Annotated in this window: 11 protein-coding genes; 6 read left to right on the top strand and 5 right to left on the bottom strand. The window is 74.4% G+C overall.

Annotation, left to right across the window (positions count from 1 at the left end):
* On the bottom strand, positions 1-219 hold a 219-nt coding region (locus ACYC1Z_RS11245; protein ID WP_461409618.1), incomplete at its 3' end, for a hypothetical protein.
* A 70-nt stretch (positions 220-289) separates the two neighbouring features.
* On the opposite strand from ACYC1Z_RS11245, the gene ACYC1Z_RS11240 reads away from it, so the two are divergent.
* A complete protein-coding gene (locus tag ACYC1Z_RS11240) occupies positions 290-1,054 on the top strand; it encodes a (Fe-S)-binding protein (protein WP_461409617.1) in 765 nt (254 codons plus the stop codon).
* A gap of 110 nt (positions 1,055-1,164) precedes the next feature.
* The gene (locus ACYC1Z_RS11235) at positions 1,165-2,391 is read left to right on the top strand and encodes a restriction system modified-DNA reader domain-containing protein (protein WP_461409616.1); all 1,227 of its coding nucleotides are present in this window, start codon (positions 1,165-1,167) and stop codon (positions 2,389-2,391) included.
* A gap of 283 nt (positions 2,392-2,674) precedes the next feature.
* Here the strand turns inward: ACYC1Z_RS11235 and ACYC1Z_RS11230 are convergent, their stop codons facing one another.
* The 3 genes from ACYC1Z_RS11230 to ACYC1Z_RS11220 all read right to left on the bottom strand — a co-directional run bounded on the left by ACYC1Z_RS11230 (position 2,675) and on the right by ACYC1Z_RS11220 (position 6,519).
* The gene (locus ACYC1Z_RS11230) at positions 2,675-3,883 is read right to left on the bottom strand and encodes an alpha/beta hydrolase (protein ID WP_461409615.1); all 1,209 of its coding nucleotides are present in this window, start codon (positions 3,881-3,883) and stop codon (positions 2,675-2,677) included.
* A gap of 87 nt (positions 3,884-3,970) precedes the next feature.
* Positions 3,971-5,176 carry a homoserine O-acetyltransferase MetX gene (gene metX / locus ACYC1Z_RS11225; protein ID WP_461409614.1) on the bottom strand — a complete coding sequence of 402 codons (1,206 nt, stop codon included), beginning with the start codon at positions 5,174-5,176 and terminating at the stop codon, positions 3,971-3,973.
* Positions 5,177-5,178: 2 nt separating this feature from the next.
* Positions 5,179-6,519 (bottom strand): bifunctional o-acetylhomoserine/o-acetylserine sulfhydrylase, encoded by a 1,341-nt coding sequence (locus ACYC1Z_RS11220; RefSeq protein ID WP_461409613.1) that lies wholly within the window; start codon positions 6,517-6,519, stop codon positions 5,179-5,181.
* Positions 6,520-6,968: 449 nt separating this feature from the next.
* Here ACYC1Z_RS11220 and ACYC1Z_RS11215 point away from each other — a divergent pair, with 449 nt between their 5' ends.
* Positions 6,969-8,366, top strand: coding sequence for a C40 family peptidase (locus ACYC1Z_RS11215; RefSeq protein ID WP_461409612.1), 1,398 nt, complete (start codon positions 6,969-6,971; stop codon positions 8,364-8,366).
* 143 nt (positions 8,367-8,509) lie between these two features.
* Here the strand turns inward: ACYC1Z_RS11215 and ACYC1Z_RS11210 are convergent, their stop codons facing one another.
* Complete coding sequence (locus tag ACYC1Z_RS11210; protein ID WP_461409611.1) at positions 8,510-9,028, bottom strand: inorganic diphosphatase; 519 nt, start codon at positions 9,026-9,028, stop codon at positions 8,510-8,512.
* 159 nt (positions 9,029-9,187) lie between these two features.
* Between ACYC1Z_RS11210 and dacB the strand changes: the two genes are divergently transcribed.
* The 3 genes from dacB to tilS form a co-directional block, all read left to right on the top strand.
* On the top strand, positions 9,188-10,558 hold the full coding sequence (dacB, locus tag ACYC1Z_RS11205) for a D-alanyl-D-alanine carboxypeptidase/D-alanyl-D-alanine endopeptidase (protein ID WP_461409610.1): 1,371 nt from the start codon (positions 9,188-9,190) through the stop codon (positions 10,556-10,558).
* A 17-nt stretch (positions 10,559-10,575) separates the two neighbouring features.
* Positions 10,576-11,661: a zinc-dependent metalloprotease gene (locus ACYC1Z_RS11200; RefSeq protein ID WP_461409609.1), complete on the top strand. Its 1,086-nt coding sequence runs from the start codon at positions 10,576-10,578 to the stop codon at positions 11,659-11,661.
* An 8-nt stretch (positions 11,662-11,669) separates the two neighbouring features.
* Positions 11,670-12,564 (top strand): tRNA lysidine(34) synthetase TilS (tilS, locus tag ACYC1Z_RS11195; RefSeq protein ID WP_461409608.1); only part of this gene is annotated, 895 nt, incomplete at its 3' end.

The raw sequence follows: 12,564 nt of genomic DNA, 5'->3' as shown, positions 1-12,564 counted from the left end.
CCGGAGCGTGCTCAAGCTCGGTGGGATGGACCCGCGCCGGGAGATGGTCACGTTCACCGAGCAGACGTTCTCGGCCTGGTGGCGACGGCGCGCGGCCACGACCGCGCCGCGGCCGGGCGCCGCGGCAGGCACGGCGACCACATCGCCGACCGCGTCGCCGGGTGCGGGGTCGGACATGCGGGATGCGGCGAAGGGGTCGCCGGGCGTGGGGTCGGACATGCGGGATGCGGCTGTCCCAATCACGCACGGACGTGCCCCGGTCATCAAGTCGCCGGGCGTGGGGTCGGACATGCGGGATGCGGCGGAGGGGTCGCCGGGTGCCGTGACCGGGGCCCGGTTCGTCGTGCTGTGGGCGGACTCGTTCTCGGAGACGATGGACCCCGCCGGTGCGCGGGCCGCCGTCGATCTGCTCGAGGATGCCGGCTACACGGTGATCGTGCCCACCGACCCGGCGTGCTGCGGCCTGACGTGGATCTCCACCGGCCAGCTCGACGGCGCCCGGAAGCGCCTGAGCGACCTGCTCGGCGTCCTGGCGCCCTATGCGGCCAACGGCATCCCGGTGGTGGGTGTGGAGCCGAGTTGTGTGGCGACCCTGCGTTCGGACATGGTCGACCTGCTGCCCGACGACCCCCGCGCCCCCATGCTGGCGGCGGGCACCCACACGCTCGCCGAGCTGCTCACCGCCCCCGCCCCGCTCGGGCCCGGCGCGCAGTGGCAGCCCCGTTCGCTGGAGGGGGTCGAGGTCGTCGCCCAGCCGCACTGCCACCACTACTCCGTGATGGGCTGGGAGGCCGACGCCGCGCTCCTGGCCCGGGCCGGTGCCACCGTCACGCGCCTGTCCGGGTGTTGCGGGCTCGCCGGGAACTTCGGCATGGAGGCCGGTCACTACGAGACGTCCGTGGCCGTCGCCGAGAACTCCCTGCTGCCCGCGCTGCGTGCGGCGGGCCCCGAGGCGGTGTACCTCGCCGACGGCTTCTCGTGCCGCACCCAGGCCGAGCAGCTCGCGGGCCGCCACGGCGTCCACCTCGCCGAGCTCCTCACCTCGGGCGGGTAGGCTGGCGACGTCTGGACAGCGGGGGGATGGCCGCTGGGGCGCCTACCGCGCCGTGACATGATGGGACCAGATCCCGTCGCCCGCCCGCGAGACAGTCAGGTCTACTGCGAATGCCGTTCTTCGAGTTCGACGAGGGGCGCCTCGTCCCGGCCCAGTTCGGCCGGCCCGTCACCGAGCTGATCGAGCCTGCGATCCTCCAGGCGGTGCGCGACCAGATCCTCCAGGTGGTCCAGCGACCGCTGTTCCCGGTGTCGTGGCACGGCGAGGGCCAACACCCCGGGGCGCTCCGGCCCGGCGAGCCCACCACGTCGCGGATGGTCGCGATGGACGCCGCCGGGCAGACCGTCACCGTGGCCGTCCTCGACCGACTCGACTCCGCGACGCTCGTCAACGCGCTCTCGCTCTCGGCCCGCAACTCCGACCTCGGCTGGACCCAGCTCGGCGAGCTCTATCCTCGCGGCCTCGGTGCCTTCCGGCGTGACTGGAACGCTTTCCGCGAGTCGATGCCGCCGCGGCCGGCCCCGGGCCCCCGGCTGATCATCGTCGCGGCGACGGTGGAGGCGGAGGCGCGCCCCGCACTGGAGTCGCTCGCCACCTCCGGGGTGCTGGTGCACGAGATGTCGCTGCGGCAGATGACCAGCGGTCGTCGCTTCCTGGAGGTCAACGAGGTGCGCCCGCAGTTCGTGGCCCCGCTCGGCACCGTGCTCACCGCCTCGGCGGACCGCCGCGCGCTCGAGGGCGAGACGACCGTGAGCCCGGCGAGCACCATGGACGAGACCGTGGCCGATGCGGCGGCGCCGGCGGACCAGGTGGCTGGGTCCGACGTGGCGGCGCCGGCGGACCAGGTGGCTGGGTCCGACGTGGCGGCGCCGGCGGACCAGGTGGCCGAGGCCAGCGCGCCGACCACGCCGGTACCGACCGCCGGTTCGTCGCCGGCTGCCGGACCGGCGGAGGTCGCCGAGCCCGCGGCGGACGACCAGCTCGCAGCAACGGGTCCCGACCTCGCGCCGGCGATCACCCCTGCCCGTGACGACATCGCGATGATCGCCGCGTCGCTCGGCGCGGACACCCCGTTGTTGTGGGCGCAGCTGCGCAAGGGTATCCGCCATGAGGCGACGCTCACTGTCGACGGCACTCTGCGCCTGGCGGACGGCACCGCTCATCGGGACCCGGACGCAGCGGCCGCGGCGGTCTCCGGCCGCCCCGACGCCGACGGCTGGCGCGTGTGGCGCTTCGGCGAGAGCGGGCCCTCCCTGGCGGATGCCCGCGCCGAGCTGCTCGCCGTCGCCGGGCGCTCCGACCGCCGCGCCGACGGGCACGGCCACCGCCGCGCCTGATCCGCCCCACGCCGCACACCCCCACGCCACATACCCCCACGCCGCACACCCCCACGCCACATACCCCCACGCCACATACCCCCACGCCACATACCCCCACGCCCCCCCCGACGCCGCCGCACCACCCAGCCGACGTACCACCACGCTGCCGAACAGGTCCTAATGTGCAGAACTCGGCACTTTTTGGTACTTAAGGACCTGTTCGGCGAGGAGGGCGGTTCGGCACGCGGGCGGTTCGGCGAGGGGGGGGCGGGTGACCGGCCGGTGACCGGCGGGGAACCGGTCAGCGCTGCACGTAGGCGCGCGCCCAGCGGGCGATCTCTGCGTACACCCGCTCGCGCACCGATCGGGAGGACAGCACGACGTCGTGGATGGCGCCGTCGAACCTGGCGACAGTGACCAGCGGCCCGAGCTGGAGCGCGCGCCTGCGGATCTGCTCGACGTCGAGCACCGTGTCGCTCTCACGCATGAGCGGGGACCACTTCGGGCCGATGACCGTACGCCCGGAGCTCATCACCAGTACGGGGCAGCTGATCTCCAGGCCGGCCGCCACCTGGGCGTGACCGGCGAGGACCGCCGAGAGCCAGCCCGGCCGCACCGGCACGCTCGGAGACAGCCGCCAGGCCGGGTCCGGGTTCCAGCCGGTGACGAACGGGTCGTCCTCCCAGCCGGCGGGCACCGGGCCGTCGGCGTCGGTCCACCCCAGCAGGGTCCGCTGGTAGAAGCCGAAATCGGTGGTGGGGATGACCGCCCGGGGCTGGAGACGCGCGATCCGGGACACGATCGGCTGCGTGAGGGCGCGCAGCAGCGCCGACCCCTGCAGCTCCAACCACGGGGAGTTCAGGATGAGCGCCCGCAGCGCCCCCGGGTGCCGGTGCGCCCACAAGGCCGCCGTGAGTCCGCCGGTCGAGTGCCCCACCAGGACGAGGTCCGTTCCGACGCCCCGCTCCTGGCGGAGCGTCTGGAGGGCGGCGTGGATGTCCTCGTCGTAGGTGGACAGCGCCTCGACATAGCCGCGGGTCTGGTGCGTGCGCAGCGACCTGCCGTACTTGCGCAGGTCCAGTGCGTAGAAGGCGGCGCCCAGCGCGCTGAGTCGGCGGGCCAGCTCGGGCTGGTAGAAGTAGTCGTTCCAGCCGTGCAGGTACAGCACCGTGAACGTCGGGCTCGAGGGCGTGCCAGGCAGGGCGCCGGGGTCGTCCGCCGGCACGTGCCGTACGAGCGTGGCGACGACCTCGCCCTCGTCGTCGTCGTTGAGGGGGAGGGTGCGCGCCTCGAACCCGGCGCCGAGGACGTCGGGGGACCACCGACCGGCCGGCGGGGCCGGAGGGAAGACGGTCGTCTCCGCCGCGCCCGACGCCCCCTCGGTCGTCCCCGACGACCCCTCGGGCCGCGTCGCGGCGTGCGGCGCGCCCGCAACCGGCTCACCGGGGCGACCGGCCTGGTCGGCGCGCCGGGCGTCCGTCTGAGCCACGCCGTCGCGCATTCGTGCCATGGGACCATCATGCCAAGGTGAAGCCCGGGAGCGTGGGGATCGACGCCGCGCTCCGGCCGCTCCTGAGGCTGTGCCGACCCTTGGTGGCTAGACCCGCCGTGCCGGTGCCACCGCGCGCAGGAACCGTCCGAGCAGCGCCGCGACCTGGTCGTGCTCGATGAGGAAGCCGTCATGGCCGTAGGGTGAACGGACGTAGGCGACCGGGCCGGCGTTCGGCACGGCCGCGGCGATGCGCTCGGACTCCGCGGGGAAGAACAGCCGGTCCGAGTCGACGGCGACCACCAGGGTCTCGGCGGTGACCTGCGCCAGCGCCGCCTCCACCCCGCCGCGGTCACGCCCCAGGTCGTGCGTGATCATCGACTGCGTCAGCGTCAGGTAGCTGTTGGCGTCGAACCGGACCGCGAGTTTGCCCGCGTGGTGGTCCAGGTAGGACTGCACGGCGTAGCGCCCGCCCGCGAGCGGCTCCTCGGCATGCTGCGGCAGCCGCCCGAACCGCTCGTCGAGCTCGACCGGGGAGCGGTACGTCGTGTGGGCGATCTGCCGTGCCAGGCCCAGCCCCGCGTGCGGGCCGTGGCCGGGAGCGGCGTCGTAGTAGTCGCCGCCCCGCCAGGCCGGGTCGAGCTGGATCGCCGCGAGCTGGGTGTGCGCCCACGCCACCTGCTCGGCGCTGGTCTGCGCCGTCGAGGCGACGACGGCGACGGCGGCCACGCGCTCTGGTGCCGTCACCGCCCACTCGAGCACGCGGTGCCCACCCATCGACGCCCCGACGACGAGCGCCCAGCGACCGATGCCGAGCCGGTCGGCCAGCTCGATCTCGGCCGCCACCTGGTCCCGGACCGTCAGCAGCGGGAAGCGGGAGCCCCACGGCGTGCCGTCGGGTGCGGGGGAGGAGGGCCCGGTCGAGCCCTGGCACCCGCCGAGCACGTTGGGCGCGACGACGAAGTACCGGTCCGTGTCGATCGCCCGACCGGGACCCACGACCTGGGACCACCAGCCGTCCGGCTCGCCGGCGTCGTGCCGGACGACGTGGGAGTCGCCGGTGAGCGCGTGCAGGACGAGAACGGCGTTGTCGCCGGCCTCGTTGAGCTCTCCCCACGTCTCGTACGCCAGGCGCACGTGCGGCAGCCGGCCGCCCGCCTCCAGCGGCAGCGCGCCGAGGTCGGCGAACCGGCGTGGACCCGGGGCGTCACCGTCGCGCCACGCGCCGGTGGCCGGGATGGTGGCCGGGTCGACGTGGTGGCGGACGTGGCGGTGGCTCGGCGCCCCCGCGGCGGTGACGTGGGTCCCGGTCATGGTCAGCCCTGCAATACGGCCGGCTCGGCGGTCAGGGACGCGGCGGCCGCGAGCCCACGCTCGAGGTCGGCCAGGATGTCGTCGATGTGCTCGATGCCCACCGCCAGGCGCACCAGCCCGGCGCTGACCCCGGCGGCCTCGAGCTGCTCGGGGCCGAGCTGGGAGTGGGTCGTCGACGCCGGGTGGATGACGAGCGAGCGTACGTCGCCGATGTTGGCCACGTTGGAGTGCAGCGTCAGGGCGTCGACGAACGCCAGTCCCGCCGCGTACCCGCCGGCGAGCTCGAACGCGAGCACCGCGCCGGCCCCCTTCGGTGCGTACGTGCGGGCCCGGTCGTACCACGGCGAGGACGGCAGCCCCGGGTAGAGGACGCTCGTCACCTGCTCCTGCGCCTCGAGGAACTCGGCCACCTGCTGCGCGTTCGCCACGTGCCGCTCCATCCGCAGCGACAGCGTCTCGATGCCCTGACCCACGAGGAAGGCATTGAACGGGGACACCGCCGGGCCGAGGTCACGCAGGAGCTGGACCCGCGCCTTGAGGATGAACGCCGGGGCACCGAGGTCCTTGTAGACGAGCCCGTTGTAGCTCGGGTCGGGGGTGTTGTAGTTGGGGAACCGTTCCGGCCGGGCGGACCAGTCGAACGTGCCGCCGTCGACGATGACGCCGGCGATGGAGGTGCCGTGGCCGCCGAGGTACTTCGTCGCGGAGTGCACGACGATGTCCGCGCCGTGCTCGAGCGGGCGGATGAGGTACGGCGTCGCGATCGTGTTGTCGACGACGAGGGGTACACCGATCTCGTGAGCGACGGCGGCGACGCCCTCGATGTCCAGGACCGCGGACTTCGGGTTGGCGATCGTCTCGCCGTAGAACAGCTTGGTGTGCTCGTCCGCCGCGGCCCGCCAGGACTCCGGGTCGTCCGGGTCCGCCACCCAGTTGGTGGTGATGCCGTACTTGCGCAGCGTGTGCTCGAGGAGGTTGTGGGTGCCGCCGTAGAGGTTCGGGCTGGCGACGACGGTGTCGCCGGACTCGGCGATGTTGAGGATCGTCAGGGTGGTGGCCGCCTGTCCGGACGCGAGCAGCAGCCCGGCGATGCCGCCCTCGAGGGCCGCCACCCGGGCCTCGACCGCGTCCTGGGTGGGGTTGTTGATCCGTGTGTAGATGTGGCCCGGCTCGGCGAGGGCGAAGCGGCCGGCGGCCTGGGCGGCGTCCGCGAAGACGAAGGACGTGGTCTGGTAGATCGGCAGGGCCCGGGCGCCGGTGGCGGGATCGGGGACCTGTCCGGCGTGCACCTGCTTGGTCTCGAAGGACCAGCCGGCCTGGGTGTCGGTGGTGTCGTTGCTCATGAGAGGGGCTCCTCGCTCGTGGGAGCGGGCCGACGAGCGGCGTCGTGCCGGTTCCGTCAGCCCGCGGGGGCTGGCAGTGACGTGCACGTCCGTAGGGAGATCCGGTGCCCGGTCCGCGGGACCGACGGCGTCAACGCCGCCTTCAGGGCATGCCGAACGTGCGCGTCAGCGACACATTCGGAAGAACATGCGGCTGACTCTAGGGAGCCGTCTCACGCTTGACCAGAGGCGTATCACGCCATGAGACGCGGACGTCGGCGCACCGGATGGCACGGCCAGGCGGACGACTTGTGACCGGTGTGACTGAAGTTGCCAGAGGGGCAGGTGTTTTCTTTTCGATCTCGTTCCGATAACCTCGCCGGAGGTGCTGGGCGGGTGTCGAACCAGGCCGCGACAACAGTTCAGACGGAGGCACGGTGAAGGACGTAGCTCGGCGCGGTGGTCGTTCGATGGTCACGATCGCGCTACTGGCCGCGGGCGGCGTGCTGCTGGGCAGCGGCGCCGTCGCGGCTCCCCAGGACGACGTCGCCGCCGCGCGCTCCGCCGAGTCCTCGACGTCGTCCGCCGCCGCGGCGCTGGAGATCGAGCTCGCGCAGGTCGCGGCCCAGTCGAGCGAGGCCACGCTGCAGGCGCAGATCGCGACCGAGGAGTACCTGCGATCCCAGGTCGACCTCGACGCGGCGACCGCCGCCGCGCAGGAGGCGCAGGCCGCCGCGGACGCCGCCGCGGCCGAGCTGGAGATCGCCCGGGGCGAGCTCGCCCAGGTCGCCCTCGCGCTCTACCGGGACGGCAGCGTGGGCCTGTCGTCGGTGGCCCCCTACTTCTCCGCCGAGAGCTTCGGCGACGCCATGGCCCGCACGACGACCCTGAACCGCCTCGGTTCCAGCAGCGACGCGCAGGTCCAGCGCTTCGACGCCGTCGAGCAGGTCGCCGCCACGCTGCAGCGCCGGGCCGACGAGGCCGTGGCCGGCCAGGTCGCCGCCACGGAGGAGCTCGCGCAGGCGAGCAGGGCTGCCGAGTCGAGCGCGTCTGCCGCCCAGACCCAGCTCGTGCTCTCCACGGAGCGGCGCGACCAGCTCATCGGGCAGCTCGCCGCGCAGCGCAACACGACCGTCGAGCTCGAGCGTGAGCGCCAGGACACGCTCGACGCCGAGCGCCTGGCCCGCCAGGAGGCCGCCGCGCAGCGCACCGCCGCGGAGGTCGAGCGTGAGCGGCAGGACGCGCTCGACGCCGAGCGGCTGGCCCGCCAGGAGACGGCCGCGCCGCGCACCGCCGCGCAGGTCGCCACGCCGTCGTCGACCCCGCCGCCCGCCTCGTCGACCCCGGCACCTGCGGCGACGACCCCGCCCGCCGCGTCGACCCCGGCGCCCGCGTCGACCCCGGCGCCCGCGCCGGCACCCGCGCCGGCACCCGCGGCGACCACGCCTCCCCCGGCAGCGACGCCGCCGCCTCCCCCACCCGCCCCGTCCGCCCCCCCGGTCTCCGGCGGCGTGAGTACCGCGATCGCGTGGGCGCGCAGCGTCATCGGCACCCCGTACAAGTGGGGCGGGATGAGCCCCGCGGGCTACGACTGTTCGGGCCTGACGAAGGCGGCGTTCGCGCAGGCAGGCCTCTACCTGCCGCGCACCAGCCGCGACCAGTACCACGCCACCGCGCGGATCAGCGCGGCTGAGCTGCAGGTGGGCGACCTGGTCTTCTACTCGAACAACGGCTCGGCGTCGGGGATCTACCACGTCGCGATCTACACCGGCGGCGGCATGCGCGTGCAAGCCCCGAGCACCGGCAAGACGGTCGAGGAGGTCCCCATGTACTACACGAACCTGCTCGGCTACGGCCGCGTCGTCTGACGAGGTCGGGCACCGCTCGGCCGGGACCGGTGGGCGGGCGGACGACGCACGAGAGCCCACGAGGTCACCCTCGTGGGCTCTCGTGGGCTCTCGTGCGTGGGGCTCTCGCCCCGCCGACCGGTGCCGGCAGCGGAGGCGACGCCTCAGGCGTGGGCGCCGGCGCCGTGGTGCTCGTGGTATCCGTTGTCCTTGGCGCGCTGGTAGGAGTTGCGGATCTCCTGCTCGGCCTCCTCGCGGCCGGTCCAGTGCGCCCCCTCGACGGACTTGCCGGGCTCGAGGTCCTTGTACACCTCGAAGAAGTGCTGGATCTCCAGGCGGTGGAACTCGCTCACGTCGTCGATCTCCGTGCGCCATGACGCCCGCTGGTCCCCGGCCGGGACGCACAGCACCTTGTCATCACCGCCCGCCTCGTCGCGCATGCGGAACATGCCGAGTGCGCGGCAGCGGATCAGGCAACCCGGGAACGTGGGCTCCTCCAGCAGCACGAGCGCGTCGAGAGGGTCCCCGTCCTCCCCCAGCGTGCCCTCGATGAAGCCGTAGTCGTCCGGGTAACGGGTGGACGTGAACAGCATCCGGTCGAGGCGGATCCGGCCCGTCTCGTGATCCACCTCGTACTTGTTGCGGTTCCCTTTGGGGATCTCGATCGTGACGTCGAACTCCACGGTTTCCCTTTCTCCGCCCCACCGGCCGTCCGCGGCACGCGTGGGGACTCTCTCGTTCGCGGCCGGCACGGAACCGACGCTCCTGCGCACTAGTGTGACGTACACGAGGGCACTCGCGGGCGGGGGCCGCCCGGTGAACATCGAGGAGGAGGCCCGCACGTGGCTCGAGGACGCACGCTCGGCGCCGTCGTCGCCGCAGTTCTCGTGCTCGGTGGATACGGCGTCGCGGACGCCGTCGACGTCGCCCCCGGGGTGCTCACCACGAAGCCGCCCGTGCCGGACCCGTTGCCGTTCCCGGCCCTCGACCTGCCCGATGGGACGCTGGTCGCCCCCACCGTCGCCGGCCCCGACGCCGCCGCGCCCGTGCCGACGGCCGACGCGCTGGCCGAGCTCACCGCTGCCCTGCGCGCCGACCACCGGCTGACCGGCGCCGTCGGCGTCGTGGTCGCCGATGCGCTCACCGGGGAGATCCTGCTCGACTCAGACGGGGACACGCCCCGGCTGCCGGCCTCCTCGCTGAAGATCCTCACCGCGGCCGCCGTCCTCGACGCCCTCGGCGCCGAGCACGTCCTGACCACCACCGCCGTGCGGGGCGGGTCCGGCACCGTCGTCCTCGTCGGCGGTGGCGATGCCCTGCTCGCCGTGGGGGAGGGCGATCCCGCGGCCGTGCGCGGCCGCGCCGGGCGCGCGGTCCTCGCCGCGCAGGCCGCTGCCGCGCTCGCGGGCACCGGGCCCGTGCGGGTCGCGCTGGACGACTCCCTCTTCGCCGGCCCGGCGTACGCCCCGGACGTCACCGGTGCCGACCGGCGGTACGTCATGCCTGTCCAGGCCCTCGCCGTCGACACCGGTCTGGTGGACGGCGAGTACGCGGCGGACCCGGCGCTCGACGCCGCACGCCGCTTCGCGAGCGCCCTCGCCGCGCACGGCGTCGAGGTCACCGGTGAGGTCAGCCGCACCACCGCGACCGCCGACGCGGAGGTGCTCGGCGAGGTGACCTCGGCCCCGGTCGGGGAGATCGTGCGCGACATGCTCAAGCGCTCGGACAACTCCACGTCCGAGGTGCTGGCCCGCCTCGTCGCCGTGGCCCGTGGCGCCACGCCGGACCTGGCCGGTGCCACCTCGGCCGTCCGGCGCCGGCTGAGCGACCTGGGCGTGGACATGACCGGCGTGCGTCTGGCCGACGGGTCCGGGCTCAGTGCGAGCAGCCGCATCCCGCCCGCCGTCCTCGTGGACGTGCTCCTGACCGCCATGGACACCGACTCGCTGCGCGGCCTCGTGCCCGCCCTCCCGGTCGGCGGCCTCGACGGCACGCTCGATGACCGACTCACCGAGGAGGCCGCCGGGCGGGTGCGGGCCAAGACCGGCACCCTCATCAACGCCGTCAGCCTGACCGGCATCCTCGTCGACACCGGCGGGCGGCTCCTCGCCTTCTCCGTGGAGTCCGACGGTCTCGAGACCGGCACCGCGCTCCAGGCCAGGCTCGCGATCGATGCGTGGACGGAGTCGGTCGTCACCTGCGGGTGCGCGTGAGAGGTTAGGTTGGACGCATGAGCAGCGCCGTCGACTGGCAGGTGGCGGTCCGCCGCGCCAGATCCCTCTCGCGCCCCGGTCCGCACGGTTCCCGGGCGGAGCTGCGGGCGCTGACCGGCGTTCTCCGGTCCGCCGCGGCCGAGGCGCCCACGCACGTCGGCGAGATCACCGGCCTGCACGACGCCGCGACCGCCGCCGCCCGCGTGCCGGTGTTCGTCGTCGACCGGCCCCGCTGGGCACAGGCCAACGTCGAGATGTTCGCCCGCCTCACCGACGGGCTGCTGCCCACGTCCAAGCTGCCCGGCTCCGTCCGGCTGGCGGGGGAGGAGATGGGCGTCATGCTCGCCCTCCTCTCGCCCCGGATCCTCGGCCAGTTCGACCCCTTCACCGATCTCGATCCCCCCACGGACGACGACGGCGCGCCCCGGGGGCGGCTGCTGCTCGTGGCCCCCAACGTGCTCAAGATCGAGCGGGAGCTCGACCTCGACGCCATGGACTTCCGGCTGTGGGTGTGCCTGCACGAGCAGACCCACTCCCTGCAGTTCGCGGCCGCCCCCTGGCTGGCCCCGCACCTCGCGGGGCGCATGCGCGACCTGCTTGCGGGCGTCTCCGCCACCGAGCAGGGCAGCGACCGCCTCCGACGTGCCCTGCGCGCCGTGATCGAGACCTTCGGCTCCGTGCTCGGCCACGAGCCCGCCGTCGCGACCGACGCCGGCGTCGGCGGGCCGCTCGTCGACGCCTTCCTCAGCGAGCCCGAGAAGGCGGCCATGGCCGAGATCGTCGCCGTGATGAGCCTGCTGGAGGGCCACGCCGACGTGGTCATGGACGCCGTCGGCCCCGCCCGCCTGCCCTCGGTCCGCCGGATCCGAGCGTCGTTCGAGAAGCGCCGCGACGGCACGTCCACGCCCGACATCCTCCTGCGACGCCTGCTCGGCATGGACGCCAAGATCGCCCAGTACCGCAACGGTGCGAAGTTCGTGCGCGCCGTCGTCGCCCGGGTGGGCCACCGTGGCCTGAACGCCGTGTGGACCTCGCCGGAGCACCTGCCCACGGCCGCCGAGGTGGCGGACCCGGAGGCCTGGGTGCGCCGCGTGCACGGCTGATCCGCCCGATGGCCGGGCCGCACGCCGACGTCGCCGCCGCCCGGACCGCGGTGCGCCACGCCCTCGCCGACCTGCCCCCCGGCGCGCACGTGCTCGTCGCATGCTCCGGCGGCGCCGACTCCCTCGCCCTGGCGGCGGCGACGGCGTTCGTCGCCCCCCGTGCCGGGTGGCTCGCCGGCGGCGTGGTCATCGACCACCGTCTCCAGCCCGGCTCGGACGCCGTCGCCGAGCGGGCTGCGCGGCAGTGCCGCGACCTGGGCCTCGACCCGGTCACGGTGGTTCCGGTGATGATCCCGCCCGACGGCGGGCCGGAGGGGTCCGCCCGCACGGCGCGGTACGGCGCGCTCGAGGCGGCCGCGACGGCCTTCGCGGCCGACGCCGTCCTGCTCGGGCACACGCTCGACGACCAGGCCGAGACCGTCCTGCTCGGACTCGCGCGCGGCTCGGGCGCCCGGTCGCTCGCCGGCATGGCGCCCGCGCGGGGGCTGTGGCGCCGCCCCCTGCTCGGGCTGCGGCGCAGCCAGACCGAGGCGGTGTGCGACGCGCTCGGCCTCGACGTCCACCACGACCCCACCAACACCACCGACGGGCCCTGGCGTGCCGCCGACGGCACCCCGCTGCGCCGCGCCGCGGTGCGCGAACGGGCGCTGCCCGCCCTCGTCGAGGCACTCGGTCCCGGCGTCGCCGCGGCCCTGGCACGCACCGCCGACCAGCTCCGCCGCGACGCCGATCTGCTGGAGGCGCAGGCTGCCGACATCTTCGGCCGCGCCCGGCTGCCCGCGACCGGCGGTGCCGGCGGCCCGGCACGTGTGGGCGGCCAGGTACGCACCGAGGGCACGGCACGTGTGGACGGCCAGGTACGCACCGAGGGCACGGCGCATGTGGGCAGCCCGGTACGCACCG

This window comes from Georgenia sp. (assembly GCF_054605595.1).
The sequence above is the reverse complement of the archived record's forward strand: the minus strand, read 5'-3'. Positions and strand labels throughout refer to the sequence as shown.